This is a genomic window from Cupriavidus sp. 22TCCZM04-2 (assembly GCF_057798895.1).
On sequence record NZ_JBYOJS010000001.1, the window covers coordinates 397,457 to 413,614 of the forward strand.

The window sequence follows — 16,158 nt, forward strand, 5'->3', positions numbered from 1 at the left end:
TCAGGCGCTCTTGGTGTTAGTGGGCAGGATGTCGCGAACCGCCGCCGGCCACCCCGCGCCCGCATCCCCCTGCACCACCCACTGCTTCATCGCTTCGATATCCGGTGCCAGGTAGCGGTCCGCTTCCACGAACGCGACGCGCGCGCGGATGCGGGCCAGTTCGCTTTCGATCAGCGGCGATGATTTCAGCGGCCGATGGAATTCAATGCCTTGCGCAGCGGCCATCGCTTCAATGCCGACCACCACCGCGGTATTGGCGGCCATGTCGCCCAACCGGCGCGCGCCGTAGGTGGCCATCGACACATGATCCTCCTGATTGGCCGACGTCGGCAGGCTGTCCACGCTCGACGGATGCGCCAGCGACTTGTTCTCCGATGCCAGCGCCGCTGCCGTCACCTGCGCGATCATGAAGCCCGAGTTCAGGCCGCCATCGCGCACGAGGAACGGCGGCAGCCCGGACAAGCCCGTATCCAGCAGCAGCGCCAGGCGGCGCTCGGAGATCGCGCCGATCTCGGCGATCGCCAGCGCGATGATGTCTGCGGCGAACGCCACCGGCTCGGCGTGGAAGTTGCCGCCGGAGATCACGTCGCCCTGCTCGGAGAAGACGAGGGGGTTGTCCGAGGCGGCATTCGCTTCGATGCGCAGGATGCGCGCGGCGTGCTGCAGGTTGTCGAGGCAGGCGCCCATCACCTGCGGCTGGCAGCGGATCGAGTACGGGTCCTGCACGCGGCCACAGGCCTTGTGCGAATCGACGATCTCGCTGCCGTCGAGCATCGCGCGCGTCGCGCCCGCCACGGCGATCTGACCCGCCTGCCCACGCGCTTCATGGATGCGCGCGTCAAACGGCTTGACCGAGCCCTTGATCGCTTCCAGCGACAGCGCCCCGGCCACGAGGCCGGCCGCGAAGGCATCTTCGGCGGCGAACAGGCCCGCCAGCGCCAGCGCGGTCGATACCTGCGTGCCATTGAGCAGCGCCAAGCCTTCCTTCGGACCCAGTTCGAACACGGACAGACCGGCAACTTCCAGACCTTCGGCGGCCGGCACGCGGCGGCCATCGACGATCACATCGCCCACGCCGATCAGCGTGCACGACATATGGGCCAGCGGCGCGAGGTCGCCCGAGGCGCCTACCGAACCCTTGCCCGGGATGCACGGCGTCACGCCGTGGTTGGCCAGCGCCAGCAGCGCTTCGATGAGCTCGGGCCGCACGCCCGAGTGGCCGCGCGCAAGGCTCACAGCCTTGATGGCGAGAATCAGGCGCACCGTGTCCTCGGCCAGGTCCGGGCCCGTGCCGACGCTGTGCGACAGCACCAGGTTGCGTTGCAGCGTGGCCAGCTTGTCATGGGGGATGCGCGTCTGCGCAAGCTTGCCGAAGCCGGTATTGATGCCATAGACCACGGCGTCGGCGTCGATGATGTCCTGCACGGTGGCCTGTGCGGCACGCACGCCGGCCCAGGCCGAGTCGGCCATTGCCACGCGCACTTCGCCGCGATAGATGCGGCGCAGGTCGGCCAGGGTGACCTCGCCCGGATGCAAGGTCAGCAACGGGCGGGAGGCGAGTTTGGTTTGGCTGGCGGTCATGAGTGAATCCTGTCTTGTATGTTCCTGTCTATACAGCTTAGAACAAAATTGGGATGGATGGCTGGCTTCTGTCCGAAATCAGTTGGAATCAGCCGAAGGCGGGATTGCCGTCGGCGCGGAAGCGGCTGCCGAGGCGGTAGCGGTTGCCCGGGTGCAGGCAACGCACGAAAGTCACCGGCACGCCGTTGGTCCAGGTGCGGCGGGTCAGCATCAGGCAAGGCTGCGTCGGCGGCATTTCGAGTTGCGCGGCCTGGTCGGGCGTGGCGGAAATGGCATCGACGACGTGCTCGACCTGGTCATAGGGCACATTGCGCAGCAGGTATTCGCCGGGCTTGATGCCGGTGAAATCCTGGCTGATGAAGTCCGGTGCCACGCGCGGGTTGACGTATCGGTCTTCCAGCTGCACCGGCACGCCGTCCTCGCGATGCACACAAACGGAATGGAACACCGATTCGCCGGTGCGCAGCTCCAGCGCCGCGGCCACTTCGATCGATGCGGCCACCCGCTCCACCAGGATCACGTCGCAGGCATAGTCATGCCCGCGCATGCGGATCTCGTCCTGCAGGTTGACCACGCTGAGCAGCGTGGACTGCGGCTTGTGCTCGGCCACGAAGGTGCCCACGCCGGCCACGCGCACCACCCTGCCCTGCTCGGACAGTTCGCGCAGCGCGCGGTTGACGGTCATGCGCGATACGCCGAAGCGGGTCACCAGCTCCTGCTCCGATGGCACCCGGTCGCCCGGCTGCCACGCGCCGCTCTGGATCTGGCGCGCGATGTACTCCTTCACCTGCTGGTAAAGCGCGGTGGGAGAGTTCGTAGCGGAGTTGGCTGGCCCTTGGCCGACGGCGTGGTTCATGGTATTCAGTGCTCGGCCGCGGCCATGGCCTCGGCGCGGATCTCCTCGGTCAGCCGCGCCTTGAGCGCGGAAAACTCCGGCGACGTCTTGATCGTGTAATGGCGCGGATGCGGAAAATCGACCGCGATCTCGCTCTTGATCCGACCCGGCCTGGCGGAAAACACCGCCACCCGGTTGGCCATGAAGATGGCCTCGTCGATATCGTGGGTCACGAATAATACCGTCTTGCGCGAAGCTTCCCAGATGCCGAGCAGCAATTCCTGCATCAGCACGCGGGTCTGGTTATCGAGCGCGCCGAACGGCTCGTCGAGCAGCAGGATCTTGGGATCATTGGCCAGCGCGCGCGCAATCGCGGTGCGCTGCTGCATGCCGCCCGAGAGCTGCTTGGGATAGTGGTGCTCGAAACCGCGCAAGCCCACGCGCTCGATGAAGAAGTCGCTGCGCTCGCGCTGCTCGGCCTCGCTCATGCCGCGCTCGCGCAGGCCGAAGCGCACGTTCTGTTCGATCGTCAGCCACGGGAACAGCGTATAGGACTGGAACACCATGCCGCGGTCGGCGCCCGGCCCGCTGACCGGCTGGCCGTCGAGCAGCACGGTGCCGCTCGTGGGCGTGTCGAGACCGGCGACGATGCGCAGCAGCGTGGACTTGCCGCAGCCCGACGGGCCCAGGATGGTGACGAAGTCGTTGTCGCGCACTTCGAAATCGACGGGCAGCAGCGCATGGGTCTGGCCGCCGCGCGGATTGGCGAAGGTGCGCGAGACCTGCTGGATGGACAGTGCGCTCATCAGATCGAACTCCACGGGAACAGGCGCTGGTTGGCCTGCTTGAAGACGAGGTCCGACACCAGCCCGATGCAGCCGATGACGATGATGCCGAAGATGATCTGGCCGGTATTCAGCAGCGCCTGGCTGTCGGTGATCATGTGGCCGATGCCCGAGGACGAGCCGATCAGTTCCGCGACGATCACGTAGGTCCAGGCCCAGCCCAGCACCAGCCGCAGGATCTCGGCAATCTCCGGCGCTGCGCCCGGGATCAGCACGCGCCTGACGATGCCTCGGCTGTTGGCGCCGAGTGTATAGGCGGCTTCCACCAGGTCCTTGCGCGCGCCGGCCACGGCGACCGCCACCATCAGCACGATCTGGAAGAACGAGCCGATGAAGATCACCAGCAGCTTCTGGGTCTCGCCGATACCGGCCCACAGGATCAGCAGCGGAATGAAGGCCGAGGCCGGCAGGTAGCGGCAAAACGAGACGAACGGTTCGAAGAACGCCTCGGCCGCCTTGTACGCGCCCATCAGGATGCCGAGCGGCACCGCGAGCACCGCCGCCAGCACGAAGCCGCCGAGCACGCGCCACACGGTCATGCCGATATCGCCGATGAAGTTGTACTCGGCGAACAGGGTCATGCCTTCGCGCGCCATCGTCAGCGGATCGGCCAGGAAGGTGCGCGGCACGAAACCGCCCAGCGTGACCACGGCCCAGACCGCGAAGAACAGCACGAAGAAGGACAGGCCCAGCACCCAGCGCGCGTGCGGCGACACCGGCACCAGCGGCGACAGCCACGGATGCCGGCGGCGCGCCGGTGCCGCCTTCGCCGCCATGGCGACCGGCGCCGGGGAACTCACTTGAACTTGCGCCATGACATCGGCCCCTTGCTTACTTGAGGAAGCGTGCGTCGTACAGCGCGGTGACGTCCGGCACCTGGCGGATCACGCCGATGTCGAGCAGCACGCCGGCGGCTTCCTTGCTGAAGCTGGCCAGTTCGCCGGAGAAGAACTTGCGGTTGGCGTCGCGGTCCTGCCAGCGCAGGTAGGCCGACGACTTCGCGAACTGCTCGCCGGTCTGCTTGACCGCCGCGCCCATGATCTCGTTCGACTTCCCGGGCTCCTTTTGGATCATCTCGATCGCTTCGAAGTAGCTGTCGACCAGCGCCTGCGCGGCCTTGGGATTGTCCTTGAGCCACTTGGGCGCACAGCCGAGCGTGTCGGTCACCATCGGATAGTCGAGCGTGGTGGCCAGGATCTTGCCCTTGTCCGGGTTCTGGCGAACGGTGGACAGGTAGGGCTCGTAGGTCATGGCGCCGTCGTTCTGGCCGGCGACGAAGGCCTGCGCGGCCGCCTGCGGCGACAGCGTGGTGGTTTTCACGTCCTTGAGCGTCATGCCGTTTTTCTTGAGCATCCACGCCAGGCCGAAGTACGGCGCGGTACCGGGCGCGTCCACGCCGATGGTCTTGCCCTTCAGGTCGGCAAAGCCCTTGACGTCGGCGCGTACGGCCAGGCCATCGGCGCCGTAGGACTTGTCGAGTTGCACGATCTGCGTGATCGGCACGCCGTTGGCGTTCCAGGCGACGTGCGTTTCCACGGTGGTGGCCGCGCACTGGATCGCGCCGGAGGCCAGCGCGAGATGGCGGTCCTTCTGCGGAATCATCTTGATGTCCACGTCGACGCCATGCTTCTTGAAGATTCCTGCCTTGTCGGCCAGCGTCAGCGGCGCGAAGCCGGTCCAGCCGCTCATGCCGAGCGTGACCTGCGTGGTTTGGGCATGGGCCACCCCTGCCATGGCAACGGCTGCCAGCAGCGACGCACGGGCCACGCGCGTGGCGGCCTGACTTGCAATCCGGCTCTGAATCCTCATCGGTAAGCTCCTTTGGTTTGTCCGTCAGCGGCGGCGCCATGCGTGTGGCACTGCTCGTGTCCGGGGATTTTACAATCCTGTATATACAAGTCAACGTAGTAGTTGCCCGGGGCATGGCGTACGTAAGGCATCGATTTGCGCACTTCCGTGGCGTGCTTCGGCACCAGGTGCGCGAGGAAGCCGCTTTGGCAAGCGCGGCCGATGCACGGTGGCGGGGCAAAAAGCCGGTCGCTGTATAGACAGGAAGGATGCGGCCGATGGAAAGGCAAGCGCCGTGCCTGAAACGGCACGGCGCGGACTCTTGCGGCTCAGGCGTCGAAAAAAGACGAGACGGTGGGATAGCGCAGCCGCAGACGCAGCTCGCGCTTCAGGCGCCGGTTGTCGAGGCGGCGCGATTCGCTCATGAAGCTGAGCAGCGTGGGATCGATCACTTCACGCGCCTGCTGGCGTGTGATGCGCGGCGGCCGTGGCAGGCCACGGCGGTCGGCCACCAAGTCGAAATAGTCCGCCATGCGCAACTCGGTGTCGTCGCTCGCATGGACCACGCGCTGGGGCCTTCCGCGGAACAGCGCGGCGACCATGGTGCGCGCGAGGTCGTCGGCGTGGATGTGGCTGGTATAGACGTCGTCCTGCGGCGCCAGCGCCGGCGTGCCGCGCTTCAGGCGCGCCAGCGGCAGGCGGTCCTCGGCGTAAATGCCAGGAATGCGCACGATGCTGGTGCGCCAGTTCCCCGCACGGCCGAACTCGCGCACGGTGCGCTCGGCCGCCACGCGGCGTCGCGCCCGCGCAGTCTGCGGGCGAAGGCGGGCGAATTCGGCCACCCGGGCGCCGGCCCGGTCACCATAAACCCCCGATGTGCTGGCATAGACAAAGGCCGGACGGGCCCTGCGGCGCTCGGGTAGAATGACGGGCTCGCCGGCGTGCGCCCGGGCGCGGCGCCAGGCGGTGCGGCGCAGGGTGGCGAGCAAGGCGCGCGTGCGGGGATCGCCCTCACCCGACCCGGGTGGCGGCGCCAGGTCCAGCACGCGATCCGCCAGGCCGCGCAGGCGTGCCAGCGTGGCGGGCCGATCCAGGTCCGCGACCAGCGGCACCGCGCCGGCGGCACGCAGTTCGGCGCGGCGCGCCGGCTGCGACGTCACGGCAAAGACACGCATGCGCGCCGACAGGATTCGCAGGCAGCGCGTCCCCACATCCCCGCACCCGACGATCAGCAGGCGCGGGCGGCCCAGGCGAACGGCAGGGCCCGGACGGCGCGATGGCTGCAGCTTCTTAAGAATTTCGCTCATAGATCGATTATGGCTTATCAAGTCACCGTAATGCCCAGCGGCCACAAGTTCGAAGTGGCTGCCGATGAAACCATCCTGGGCGCGGCCCTGCGCCACAGCATCGGCCTGCCCTACGGCTGCAAGAACGGCGCATGCGGCTCGTGCAAGGGCCGCGTGCTGGCAGGCACGATCGTACAGGGCGACCACGCCCCTGCCGCGCTGACCGAACAGGAAAAGACCGAGGGCCGCGCGCTGTTCTGCTGCGCCAACGCCAGCTCGGACATCACCATCGAAAGCCGCGAGGTCCACGGCGCGGGCGATATTCCCATCAAGAAGGTGCCGTGCCGCGTCACCTCGCTGGAACGCCTGGCCGACGATGTCATCGCCATCAAGCTGCAACTGCCCGCCACCGAGCGCATGCAGTACCTGGCCGGCCAGTACGTGGAATTCCTGCTGCGCGACGGCAAGCGCCGCAGCTATTCGATCGCCACGCCGCCGCATGAGGACGGCCCGATCGAACTGCATATCCGCCACATGCCCGGCGGCGCGTTCACCGACTACGTGTTCGGCGCCAAGGAAGGCGCGCCGGCCATGAAGGAGCGCGACATCCTGCGTTTCGAAGGCCCGCTGGGCAGCTTCTTCCTGCGTGAAGAGTCCGAAGCGCCGATCGTCCTGCTGGCTTCGGGCACGGGCTTCGCGCCGATCAAGGCCATCGTCGAGCACGCCGCCTACACCGGCATCACGCGCCCGATGACGCTGTACTGGGGCGGCCGCCGGCCGAAGGACCTGTACATGCACGCGCTGTGCGAGCAGTGGGCACGCGACCTGCCCAACTTCCAGTACGTGCCGGTCATCTCCGACGCGCTGCCGGAAGACAACTGGAGCGGGCGCACCGGCTTCGTCCACCAGGCCGTGATCGCGGACCACCCGGACCTGTCCGGCCACGAGGTCTACGCCTGCGGCGCCCCGGTGATGATCAACGCCGCCCGCACCGACTTCACCAAGCAATGCAAGCTGCACGAAGACGCGTTCTTCGCGGACTCGTTCACGTCCGAGGCCGACATGCACGCCGCTGCGCCAGCTGCCTGAAGCGAACCGCCAGGCCGTTCCGTCAGCACAACAATGCCGCCGACCGCCAAAATTCGTTTTGACACCGGGGGCCATGCGTCTTATATTTGCCCGCATGAACGCCGCCATGATCCGACGCAGTTTCCGTACGATGCTCCCCACCGGGGTGCCGCGCGGCTGACCGTCGACAGCGTCTGTTCAGGTCAACAAGCCACGGGCAACCCCCGTGGCTTTTTGCTTTGGGCCGTGCCCTTGCGGGTTTCGACCTGTTTGTCCCTTCGCCATCCCGTCTAACGATTTACGCCGACCCCTGGAGTCCGCCATGGCATTTGCCGAGTATCCCGTTCAATCCCTGATGTACATCACCAACCGGCCCGAGCTCGTCTTCACCGAGGGCAAGGGTTCCTGGCTGACGGACCACAACGGCAAGCGATACCTGGACTTCGTGCAAGGCTGGGCAGTGAACTGCCTCGGCCACTCCAACCAGGGCATGGTCGACGCCGTGGTCGCGCAGGCGGGCAAGCTGATCAACCCGAGCCCGGCGTTCTACAACGAGCCGATGATCAGGCTGGCGAAGCAACTGACCGACAACAGCTGCTTCGACAAGGTCTTCTTCGCCAACAGCGGCGCCGAAGCCAACGAAGGTGCGATCAAGCTCGCGCGCAAATGGGGCCGCAAGCACAAGAACGGCGCGTTCGAGATCATCACCATGGACCACAGCTTCCATGGACGCACGCTCGCCACCATGAGCGCATCGGGCAAGGCCGGCTGGGACACCATCTTCGCGCCGCAGGTTGCGGGTTTCCCGAAGGCCGACCTGAACGACCTGGCCTCGGTGGAAAAGCTCATCAACGACAAGACTGTCGGCATCATGCTCGAGCCGGTGCAGGGCGAAGGCGGCGTGATCCCCGCCACGCGCGAGTTCATGCAAGGCCTACGCGCGCTGGCCGACAAGCACAAGCTGCTGCTGATCGTCGACGAGGTGCAGACCGGTTGCGGCCGCTGCGGCACGCTCTTCGCCTATGAGCTGTCGGGCGTGGAGCCGGACATCATGACGCTGGGCAAGGGTATCGGCGGCGGCGTGCCGCTGTCGGCGCTGCTGTGCAAGGCCGAAGTCGCCAGTTTCGAAGCCGGCGACCAGGGCGGCACCTATAACGGCAACCCGCTGATGACGGCCGTGGGCAGCTCGGTGATCGAACAGCTGACCGCGCCCGGCTTCCTGGATGACGTCAACGCCAAGGGCGAGTACCTGAAGGAACAGCTGCTGGCGCTATGCGGCGAATTCGGCCTGGAAGGCGAACGTGGCGAAGGCCTGCTGCGCGCGCTGCAGCTCGGCAAGGACATCGGCCCGCAACTGGTCGAGGAAGCCCGCGACATGGGACCGGAAGGCATGCTGCTGAACGCGCCGCGCGCCAACCTGCTGCGCTTCATGCCGGCACTGAACGTGACGCGCGAAGAGATCGACCAGATGATCGGCATGTTGCGTACGCTGCTGAAGAAGCTGGCCTGATCGCATTGCGCTTCAAAACAAAAAGCCCCGCTTTCGCGGGGCTTTTTGTTGCTGCCGAGCGCCTTACTCGCCCAGGTACGCCGCCCGGACCTTGGGATCATCCAGCATCTGCTTCGCCTCGCCGCTCATCGTGATCAGGCCCGACTCCATCACGTAGCCACGGTGCGCGGCCTGCAGCGCCAGGCGCGCGTTCTGCTCGACCAGCAGCACGGTCACGCCCTGTGCCGAGACGTCGCGCACGACTTCGAAGATCTTCTCGACCATGATCGGCGACAGGCCCATCGACGGCTCGTCGAGCAGCAGCACCTTGGGCTGGCTCATCAGCGCGCGCGCCATCGCCAGCATCTGCTGCTCGCCGCCCGACATGGTGCCCGCCAGCTGGTTGGCCCGCTCCTTCAGGCGCGGGAAGATGCCGAACATGCGATCGACATCGTCCTTGATCTTGCTGTCGTCGCTGCGGGTGTAGGCGCCCATCTGCAGGTTCTCGGTGATGGTCATGCGCGCGAACACGCCGCGCCCTTCCGGCACCATCGCCAGGCCGCGCTTGAGCAGCGCGTAGCTGGGCACGCCCTTGATGGACTTGCCCATGTACTCCACATCGCCGCCGGCCCAGCCTTGCAGGCCGGTGATGGCCTTCATGGTGGTGGTCTTGCCGGCGCCGTTGGCGCCGATCAGCGTCACCAGTTCGCCATCGTTGATTTCAAGGTCGATGCCCTTGACGGCCTGGATGCCGCCGTAGGCAACCTTCAGGCCGGAGATCTTCAGTACTGTCTGTTTCATTGCTGTCCTCCCGCCTCAGTGCGCCGACGAACCCAGGTAAGCCTCGATCACCGCCGGGTTGCTCTGTACTTCATGCGGCAGCCCTTGCGCGATCACCTTGCCGTAGTCCAGCACGGTCAGGCGGTTGCACAAACCCATCACCAGCTTCACGTCGTGCTCGATCAGCAGGATGGTCTTGCCATCGCCCTTGATCTTCTCGAGCAGGCCGCGCAGCTCCACTTTCTCGGTCGCGTTCATGCCGGCAGCCGGTTCGTCCAGCGCCAGCAGCTTGGGCTCCGTCGCCAGCGCGCGGGCGATTTCGAGCCGGCGCTGGTGGCCGTACGACAGGTTGCGCGAGGTGAAGTTGGCGTACTTGCCGATGCCGACATAGTCGAGGAGGTCATGCGCCAGGTCCTCGATGCCCTCTTCCTCGCGGCGCACCGCCGGCGGACGGAAGATCGCACCGAACAGGCCGGCCTTGGAACGCACATGGCGTCCAACCATCACGTTCTCGAGCGCGGTCATATCGCCGAACAGGCGGATGTTCTGGAACGTACGGGCGATGCCGGCCTTGGCCACCTCATGCACGGCGGTCGGCCGGTAGGGCTTGCCGCCCAGCACGAATTCGCCGGAATCGGGCGTGTAGAGGCCCGTGATGACGTTGAAGAACGTGGTCTTGCCGGCGCCATTGGGGCCGATCAGGCCGTAGATTTCGCCCGGTTTGATCTCCAGGCCGACCTCGGACAGCGCCTGCAGGCCGCCGAAACGCTTGTTCACCCCCTGTACCGACAGGAGGAAATTGTTATTGCTCATGTTGTCCTCCTGGTCAGAAACGGCCCACGCTGCCCGCGCGGCGTGCGACGGGGCGATCTTCCTTGCGCGGCGACGGCCAGATGCCCGCCGGGCGATACAGCATGACACCGACCAGGGCCAGGCCGAAGAGCAGCTGGCGCAGGACTTCCGCATCGACGATCACATGGCCAAAGATGCCGGTCTGGATCGGCTCCGCCACCACGCGCAGCAGTTCCTGGAAGCCGACGAGCAGGATGCCGCCCAGGATCACGCCCGGGATATGGCCCATGCCGCCGAGCACCACGATCGCCAGCACATAGATCGATTCCCACAGCGTGAACGATTCCGGCGACACGAAGCCCTGGAACGCGCCGAACACCGCACCGGAGGCGCCGCCGAACGACGCGCCCATGGCGAAGGCCAGCAGCTTGATGTTGCGGGTGTTGATGCCCATCGCCTTGGCGGCGATCTCGTCTTCGCGAATGGCGACGAACGCACGGCCAATACGCGAGTTCTGCAGCCGCAGGCACACGAACACGATCACGATGACCAGGGCCACCAGCAGGTAGTAGTACATGAACACCGGCGAGAACTTGAGGCCGAAGATATCGTGCGTCTTCGAAAAGTCGAAGCCGAAGATATGGACCGGGTCCACCGCGGTAATCCCTTTCGGCCCGTTGGTGATGTTCACCGGGCGGTCGAGGTTGTTCATGAAGATGCGGATGATCTCGCCAAAGCCCAGCGTCACAATGGCCAGGTAGTCACCGCGCAGCTTGAGGGTCGGCGCGCCCAGCAGCACGCCGAAGGTGGCTGCCACCAGGATCGCCAGTGGCAAGACCCACCACATCGACAGGTGCAGCCCATTGGGGAACAACTGGTGGATCCACTCGAACTGGTTGGCCAGGTGCGGCGAGCCGAGCAGCGCCATCATGTAGGCGCCGACCGCGTAGAACGCGATGTAGCCCAGGTCGAGCAGGCCGGCGAAGCCCACCACGATGTTCAGGCCCAGCGCCAGCATGATGTACAGCAGCGCGAAGTCGAGCACGCGTACCCAGTAGTTGCCGCCCAGGGTCTGGACGAAGAACGGGGCGCACAGGGCGATCACGAGGAAGCCGACCAGCGCGGCCAGGGTTTTCGCCGGAACTTTGGACGGCGCGGCGACGGCGGCCGTGGATGGAATCGGAGTATTCATGGATTCGCTCCCCTCAGGCACGGTCAGCCACGCGTTCGCCCATGATGCCGGACGGACGGAACACAAGTACGGTAATCAGCACAATGAACGCAAAGACATCCTGGTAGTTGGAACCAAAGACGCCGTTGGTCAGGTCGCCGATATAGCCGGCGCCCAGTGCCTCGATCAGGCCCAGCAGCATGCCGCCGACCATGGCGCCGGCCAGGTTGCCGATGCCGCCCAGCACCGCGGCGGTGAACGCCTTCAGGCCGGGAATGAAGCCCATGTAGAAGTGGGCGTTGCCATAGTTGGTGGCCATCATCACGCCAGCCAGCGCGGCCAGCGTCGCGCCGATCATGAACGTGGCGGAGATGACGAAGTTCGGGTTCACGCCCATCAGGCCGGCAACCTTCTGGTTTTCGGCAGTGGCGCGCATGGCGCGGCCCAGCTTGGTGCGGTTGACCAGGGCCAGCAGGCCGGCCATGACCATCACGGCGAGGCCGATGATGACCATTTCCTTGCCGGTAATGGTGGCGCCGGTGGAGCCGATGTCGATCGGTTCGGAAGGCAGCAACTGCGGGAAGGTCAGCGGGTTGCGCGACCAGATCAGCATGCCCGCGGTCTGCAGGATGATGGAAACGCCGATGGCGGTGATCAGCGGCGCCAGGCGCGGTGCATTGCGCAGCGGCCGGTAGGCGATCCGCTCGATGGAATAGGCCAGTACAGCACAGACCGGCATGGCGATGAGCGTGGCAATCACCAGCGTCAGCCACTCGGGCAGCCCGGGAGCGAATTTCTGCAGCCCCAGAATCGCTGACAAAGCGGTCAGCGCGCCAATCATCAGGACGTCGCCGTGGGCGAAGTTGATGATGCCTAGAATGCCGTAGACCATGGTGTAGCCCAGTGCGATCAGCGCATAAATGCTGCCGAGCACCAGACCGTTCACGATCTGCTGGATAAAGATATCCATGAAAACTCCTGCTTCAGCCCCGGTTCTTACGGCATGGTGTGGATGCCGGAGGGACCATGGTGCGAGATGGGTAGGTGAGTGTGGTGGGTTGCTGGTAAGCGGCCTGCCCTGTTCCATCCTTGGTAAGGATGCTTCTACATTAGGCGAGGCTAAAAAGAACGGCACCGCAAAATACTCACGGTGCCGTTCGGATGGGCCGGTAAGCCCGAATTACATCTTCACGACGTCGAGAACGGACTTCTTCTTGTCCTTGTACTCGTACAGCGTGATGGTGCCTTCCTTCATGTCGCCCTTCTCGTCAAAGGCGATGTTGCCGATCACGCCCTTGTAGTTGGTCTTGGGCATTTCGGCCAGGATGGCGGCCGGCTCGGTCGAGTTGGCGCGCTTCATGGCGTCCACGATGACCATGACGGCGTCATACGTGAACGGTGCGTAGATCTGCACCGGGGCATTGAAACGAGCCTGGTAGCGCTTCTCGAAGTCGGCGCCGTTCTCCATCTTCGACAGGGCCAGGCCTGCCTCGGAACAGATGATGTTGGACACGGCATCGCCGGCCAGCTCGGCCACCTTGTCGGTACAGACGCCGTCGCCGCCAACGATCTTGGACGAGATGCCCAGTTCCTTGGCTTGCTTGGCGAACGGCCCGCCGGTGGCGTCCATGCCGCCGTACATGATGACGTCAGGCTTCTTGCCCTTGATCTTGGTGAGAATGGCCTTGAAGTCGGTGGCCTTGTCGTTGGTGGCTTCACGCGCCACCACGTTCACGCCTGCCGCCTTGGCGGTCTTCTCGAACTCGTCGGCCAGGCCCTTGCCGTAGGCAGTGGCATCGTCGACGATGGCCACGCTCTTGGCGTGCAGGCTCTTGGCGGCGTAGTTGGCCAGCGCCGGACCTTGCTGGGCATCGGTGGCGACCACGCGGTAGGTCGTCTTGAAGCCCTGCTTGGTGTAGTCGGGGTTGGTCGACGACGGCGAGATCTGGACGATGCCGGCATCGCTGTAGATCTTCGACGCCGGGATCGACACGCCCGAGTTCAGGTGGCCGACCACGGCCACGACCTTCTGGTCGACCAGCTTCTGGGCCACGGCGGTGCCGGTCTTCGGATCGGCCGCGTCGTCCTCGCCGATCAGTTCCAGCTTGATTTTCTTGCCACCGATCTCGAGACCCTTCTTGTTGACTTCTTCCACGGCAAGGCGGGCGCCGTTTTCGTTGTCCTTGCCAAGGTGGGCGATACCGCCGGTCAGCGGAGCGGCGTGACCGATCTTGACGACAACTTCACCGCCGCCGGCGGCCGGAGCGGCAGCAGCAGGAGCCGATGCCGACGGTTCAACCGGCTTTTCTTCTTTCTTGCCGCAAGCTGCAACGAGCGCCACTGCGGCCGCAATCGGCAGAATCTTGGCAAACGAGATTTGCATGAGTGATCTCCTAGGATTCACAAAACGGGGATTTGCGACGCCTCCCGGACGTCTCCCCGTACCGCCTTTGTTTAGTTTCAATTTGAAACGCGCGCATTGTATCCCCTTTCTTCGGCGATGCAATACGCGACGCAACAACCTGGACGAATCAACCGCCAATCGAGCTAGGGAATTTCCCCAATGCACAGATTGAGGCAATTCCTGATCGCCTGGCGGCGTCAACGCCAATGCTTACAAGAACCGTGCCTGCTTCTTCTCTCCATTGAAATATACGCGCCTGGGGCCATACATAATCCATCCGTATTAATTAGGCATTTCATTCGCAATGCCATGCACCGCTATCTAATGTGCAGAATGTAGCGCCGCACCATAATAGGGAAAACCCCAGTTACGGGGATTACCCTGATTTGTCTGCTTACCCGAACAGGCACCTAATGAGTGCCCTTTGAAGGGGCGTATTAAGAGGCTTCCGTGGAATTTAATTTCAAAGATTATCGTTGTGACGATAAAAGCATCCGGCCAACTGGAGCGAAATGTCGGTACGCCCGCGCACGCTGGACGCGCATACGGCAGGAAAAGCGAAGCGGGGAATCAGGCGCCGCAGGAGGCGGCGCCTGGCAGCTCAGGCGGTAACGCCGGCGGGGATAGCGGCCTGCAGCCCGCGCGGAAGCGGGAAGGCCATGTTTTCTTCAATGCCTTGCAGGGCGCGGACATGGCCCGCGCCGAGTTCGCGCAGGCGCGCGACGATGGACTGGGCAAGTTCCTCGGGCGCCGAAGCGCCCGCGGTCAGGCCAATGCGACGCTTGCCCGCGACCCATTCCGGGCGCACCTGCTCCGGCGCATCCACCATATAGGCCGGCACGCCGAGGCGCGCGGCCAGCTCGCGCAGCCGGTTCGAGTTGGAACTGTTGGGGCTGCCCACCACGATCACCACGTCAACCTGGGGCGCCATGAACTTCACGGCGTCCTGGCGGTTCTGCGTGGCATAGCAGATGTCCTGCTTCTTGGGCTCGCGGATCAGGGGGAAGCGTGCCTTGAGTGCCGCCACGATCTCGAGCGTCTCGTCCACGGACAGCGTGGTCTGCGTCACGTAGGCGAGGCGCGCGGGATCGGTCACCGCCAGGCCGGCGACATCAGCCACCGACTCGACCAGCAGCATGCCGCCTTCGGCCTGCCCCATCGTGCCCTCGACCTCCGGATGCCCGCGGTGGCCGATCATCACGATCTCGCAGCCCTCCGCGCGCATCTTGCCCACTTCCACATGGACCTTGGTCACCAGCGGGCAAGTCGCGTCGAATACATTGAGGCCGCGCATGGCGGCCTCGGCCCGGACGTCCTTGGACACCCCGTGGGCACTGAAGATGACGGTGGCGCCGGCAGGCACCTCGTCCAGCTCGCGCACGAACACGGCGCCCTTGCGGCGCAGGTCCGCCACGACATAGGCGTTGTGGACGATCTCGTGACGCACATAGATTGGCGCCCCGAAGCGTGCCAGCGCGCGCTCGACGATCTCGATGGCGCGGTCGACGCCGGCGCAGAAGCCGCGCGGCTGCGCCATCAGGATCTCGGCATCGGGGGCGGTAGTCAGGTCAGGCATGCTGCAATATCAGAGGATCCCGATCAGTTGCACGTCGAACAGGATGGTCTGCCCGGCCAGCGGATGGTTGAAATCGAACAGCGCCGCCGTGTCGCCGAACTCCTTGAGGACGCCGGCGTACTTGCCGCCGCCGGGCGCGTTGAACTCGACCAGGTCGCCCGGGCTGTAGTCTTCCTCGAACGAACTGTTCTCGCGCAGCGTGGCCAGCGAGACCCACTGGAGCAGTTCCGGGTTGCGCGGGCCGAACGCCTGCTCGGGCGCCAGGCGATAGGTCATGCGCTCGCCCTCGGGCATGCCGAGCAGCGCCTGCTCCAGGGTCGGGGCGAACTGACCCTGGCCGAGCAGCAGCGTGGCGGGCTTGTCCTCGAACGTGCTCATGACTTCGGTGCCGTTTTCGAGAGAGAGACTGTAATGGAGGGTCAGGAACGAGTCGGCCTGGACCGTCTTGCGGCCAGCTGCGCCGCCGTCGGCTTCCGACGCAAATGTTTGCAAATTCATGGGTGATCAACCAGGGAACAACCCGTATTGTATTCGACTGGGCTG

Annotated in this window: 15 protein-coding genes; 2 read left to right on the forward strand and 13 right to left on the reverse strand. The window is 65.1% G+C overall.

The features are described 5' to 3' along the window. The 6 genes from hutH to AC3FKG_RS01845 form a co-directional block, all read right to left on the reverse strand. Positions 1-1,581 (reverse strand): histidine ammonia-lyase, encoded by a 1,581-nt coding sequence (gene hutH, locus AC3FKG_RS01820; RefSeq protein WP_483709109.1) that lies wholly within the window; start codon positions 1,579-1,581, stop codon positions 1-3. An 88-nt stretch (positions 1,582-1,669) separates the two neighbouring features. Beyond that, entirely contained in the window at positions 1,670-2,437 is a 768-nt protein-coding gene (gene hutC, locus AC3FKG_RS01825; protein ID WP_483709110.1) for a histidine utilization transcriptional repressor HutC, read from the reverse strand. A 5-nt stretch (positions 2,438-2,442) separates the two neighbouring features. Beyond that, positions 2,443-3,222: an ABC transporter ATP-binding protein gene (locus tag AC3FKG_RS01830; RefSeq protein WP_483709111.1), complete on the reverse strand. Its 780-nt coding sequence runs from the start codon at positions 3,220-3,222 to the stop codon at positions 2,443-2,445. Continuing rightward, positions 3,222-4,076 (reverse strand): ABC transporter permease, encoded by an 855-nt coding sequence (locus AC3FKG_RS01835; protein WP_488742287.1) that lies wholly within the window; start codon positions 4,074-4,076, stop codon positions 3,222-3,224. The genes AC3FKG_RS01830 and AC3FKG_RS01835 overlap by 1 nt, the downstream gene beginning before the upstream one ends. A gap of 16 nt (positions 4,077-4,092) precedes the next feature. Continuing rightward, positions 4,093-5,070, reverse strand: coding sequence for an ABC transporter substrate-binding protein (locus AC3FKG_RS01840; protein WP_483709113.1), 978 nt, complete (start codon positions 5,068-5,070; stop codon positions 4,093-4,095). A gap of 308 nt (positions 5,071-5,378) precedes the next feature. Continuing rightward, positions 5,379-6,356 (reverse strand): NAD-dependent epimerase/dehydratase family protein, encoded by a 978-nt coding sequence (locus tag AC3FKG_RS01845; protein ID WP_488742288.1) that lies wholly within the window; start codon positions 6,354-6,356, stop codon positions 5,379-5,381. 9 nt (positions 6,357-6,365) lie between these two features. On the opposite strand from AC3FKG_RS01845, the gene AC3FKG_RS01850 reads away from it, so the two are divergent. After that, positions 6,366-7,424, forward strand: a complete 1,059-nt coding sequence (locus AC3FKG_RS01850; protein WP_483709116.1) for a CDP-6-deoxy-delta-3,4-glucoseen reductase — start codon at positions 6,366-6,368, stop codon at positions 7,422-7,424. A 301-nt stretch (positions 7,425-7,725) separates the two neighbouring features. Further along, on the forward strand, positions 7,726-8,913 hold the full coding sequence (locus AC3FKG_RS01855) for an acetylornithine transaminase (RefSeq protein WP_488742289.1): 1,188 nt from the start codon (positions 7,726-7,728) through the stop codon (positions 8,911-8,913). Positions 8,914-8,976: 63 nt separating this feature from the next. On the opposite strand, the gene AC3FKG_RS01860 is transcribed toward AC3FKG_RS01855, so the two are convergent. From AC3FKG_RS01860 to AC3FKG_RS01890, 7 genes are all read right to left on the reverse strand, one after another. After that, the gene (locus AC3FKG_RS01860; RefSeq protein WP_483709118.1) at positions 8,977-9,693 is read right to left on the reverse strand and encodes an ABC transporter ATP-binding protein; all 717 of its coding nucleotides are present in this window, start codon (positions 9,691-9,693) and stop codon (positions 8,977-8,979) included. Positions 9,694-9,708: 15 nt separating this feature from the next. After that, positions 9,709-10,485, reverse strand: a complete 777-nt coding sequence (locus AC3FKG_RS01865; protein ID WP_483709119.1) for an ABC transporter ATP-binding protein — start codon at positions 10,483-10,485, stop codon at positions 9,709-9,711. 13 nt (positions 10,486-10,498) lie between these two features. Then, a complete protein-coding gene (locus tag AC3FKG_RS01870; protein ID WP_483709121.1) occupies positions 10,499-11,656 on the reverse strand; it encodes an ABC transporter permease subunit in 1,158 nt (385 codons plus the stop codon). Between the two features lie 13 nt (positions 11,657-11,669). After that, on the reverse strand, positions 11,670-12,605 hold the full coding sequence (locus tag AC3FKG_RS01875) for a branched-chain amino acid ABC transporter permease (RefSeq protein ID WP_011298876.1): 936 nt from the start codon (positions 12,603-12,605) through the stop codon (positions 11,670-11,672). Positions 12,606-12,815: 210 nt separating this feature from the next. Further along, positions 12,816-14,018, reverse strand: a complete 1,203-nt coding sequence (locus AC3FKG_RS01880; RefSeq protein ID WP_483709123.1) for a branched-chain amino acid ABC transporter substrate-binding protein — start codon at positions 14,016-14,018, stop codon at positions 12,816-12,818. A gap of 622 nt (positions 14,019-14,640) precedes the next feature. After that, on the reverse strand, positions 14,641-15,615 hold the full coding sequence (gene ispH, locus AC3FKG_RS01885; protein ID WP_488742290.1) for a 4-hydroxy-3-methylbut-2-enyl diphosphate reductase: 975 nt from the start codon (positions 15,613-15,615) through the stop codon (positions 14,641-14,643). A gap of 9 nt (positions 15,616-15,624) precedes the next feature. Next, on the reverse strand, positions 15,625-16,113 hold the full coding sequence (locus tag AC3FKG_RS01890; protein ID WP_483709125.1) for an FKBP-type peptidyl-prolyl cis-trans isomerase: 489 nt from the start codon (positions 16,111-16,113) through the stop codon (positions 15,625-15,627). Between the last annotated feature and the right edge of the window lie 45 nt (positions 16,114-16,158).

Coding starts and splice junctions, on each gene's coding strand:
- hutH (WP_483709109.1), bottom strand. CDS start 1,581: ATGACCGCCAGCCAAACCAAACTCGCCTCCCGCCCGTTGCTGACCTTG.
- hutC (WP_483709110.1), bottom strand. CDS start 2,437: ATGAACCACGCCGTCGGCCAAGGGCCAGCCAACTCCGCTACGAACTCT.
- AC3FKG_RS01830 (WP_483709111.1), bottom strand. CDS start 3,222: ATGAGCGCACTGTCCATCCAGCAGGTCTCGCGCACCTTCGCCAATCCG.
- AC3FKG_RS01835 (WP_488742287.1), bottom strand. CDS start 4,076: ATGGCGCAAGTTCAAGTGAGTTCCCCGGCGCCGGTCGCCATGGCGGCG.
- AC3FKG_RS01840 (WP_483709113.1), bottom strand. CDS start 5,070: ATGAGGATTCAGAGCCGGATTGCAAGTCAGGCCGCCACGCGCGTGGCC.
- AC3FKG_RS01845 (WP_488742288.1), bottom strand. CDS start 6,356: ATGAGCGAAATTCTTAAGAAGCTGCAGCCATCGCGCCGTCCGGGCCCT.
- AC3FKG_RS01850 (WP_483709116.1), top strand. CDS start 6,366: ATGGCTTATCAAGTCACCGTAATGCCCAGCGGCCACAAGTTCGAAGTG.
- AC3FKG_RS01855 (WP_488742289.1), top strand. CDS start 7,726: ATGGCATTTGCCGAGTATCCCGTTCAATCCCTGATGTACATCACCAAC.
- AC3FKG_RS01860 (WP_483709118.1), bottom strand. CDS start 9,693: ATGAAACAGACAGTACTGAAGATCTCCGGCCTGAAGGTTGCCTACGGC.
- AC3FKG_RS01865 (WP_483709119.1), bottom strand. CDS start 10,485: ATGAGCAATAACAATTTCCTCCTGTCGGTACAGGGGGTGAACAAGCGT.
- AC3FKG_RS01870 (WP_483709121.1), bottom strand. CDS start 11,656: ATGAATACTCCGATTCCATCCACGGCCGCCGTCGCCGCGCCGTCCAAA.
- AC3FKG_RS01875 (WP_011298876.1), bottom strand. CDS start 12,605: ATGGATATCTTTATCCAGCAGATCGTGAACGGTCTGGTGCTCGGCAGC.
- AC3FKG_RS01880 (WP_483709123.1), bottom strand. CDS start 14,018: ATGCAAATCTCGTTTGCCAAGATTCTGCCGATTGCGGCCGCAGTGGCG.
- ispH (WP_488742290.1), bottom strand. CDS start 15,615: ATGCCTGACCTGACTACCGCCCCCGATGCCGAGATCCTGATGGCGCAG.
- AC3FKG_RS01890 (WP_483709125.1), bottom strand. CDS start 16,113: ATGAATTTGCAAACATTTGCGTCGGAAGCCGACGGCGGCGCAGCTGGC.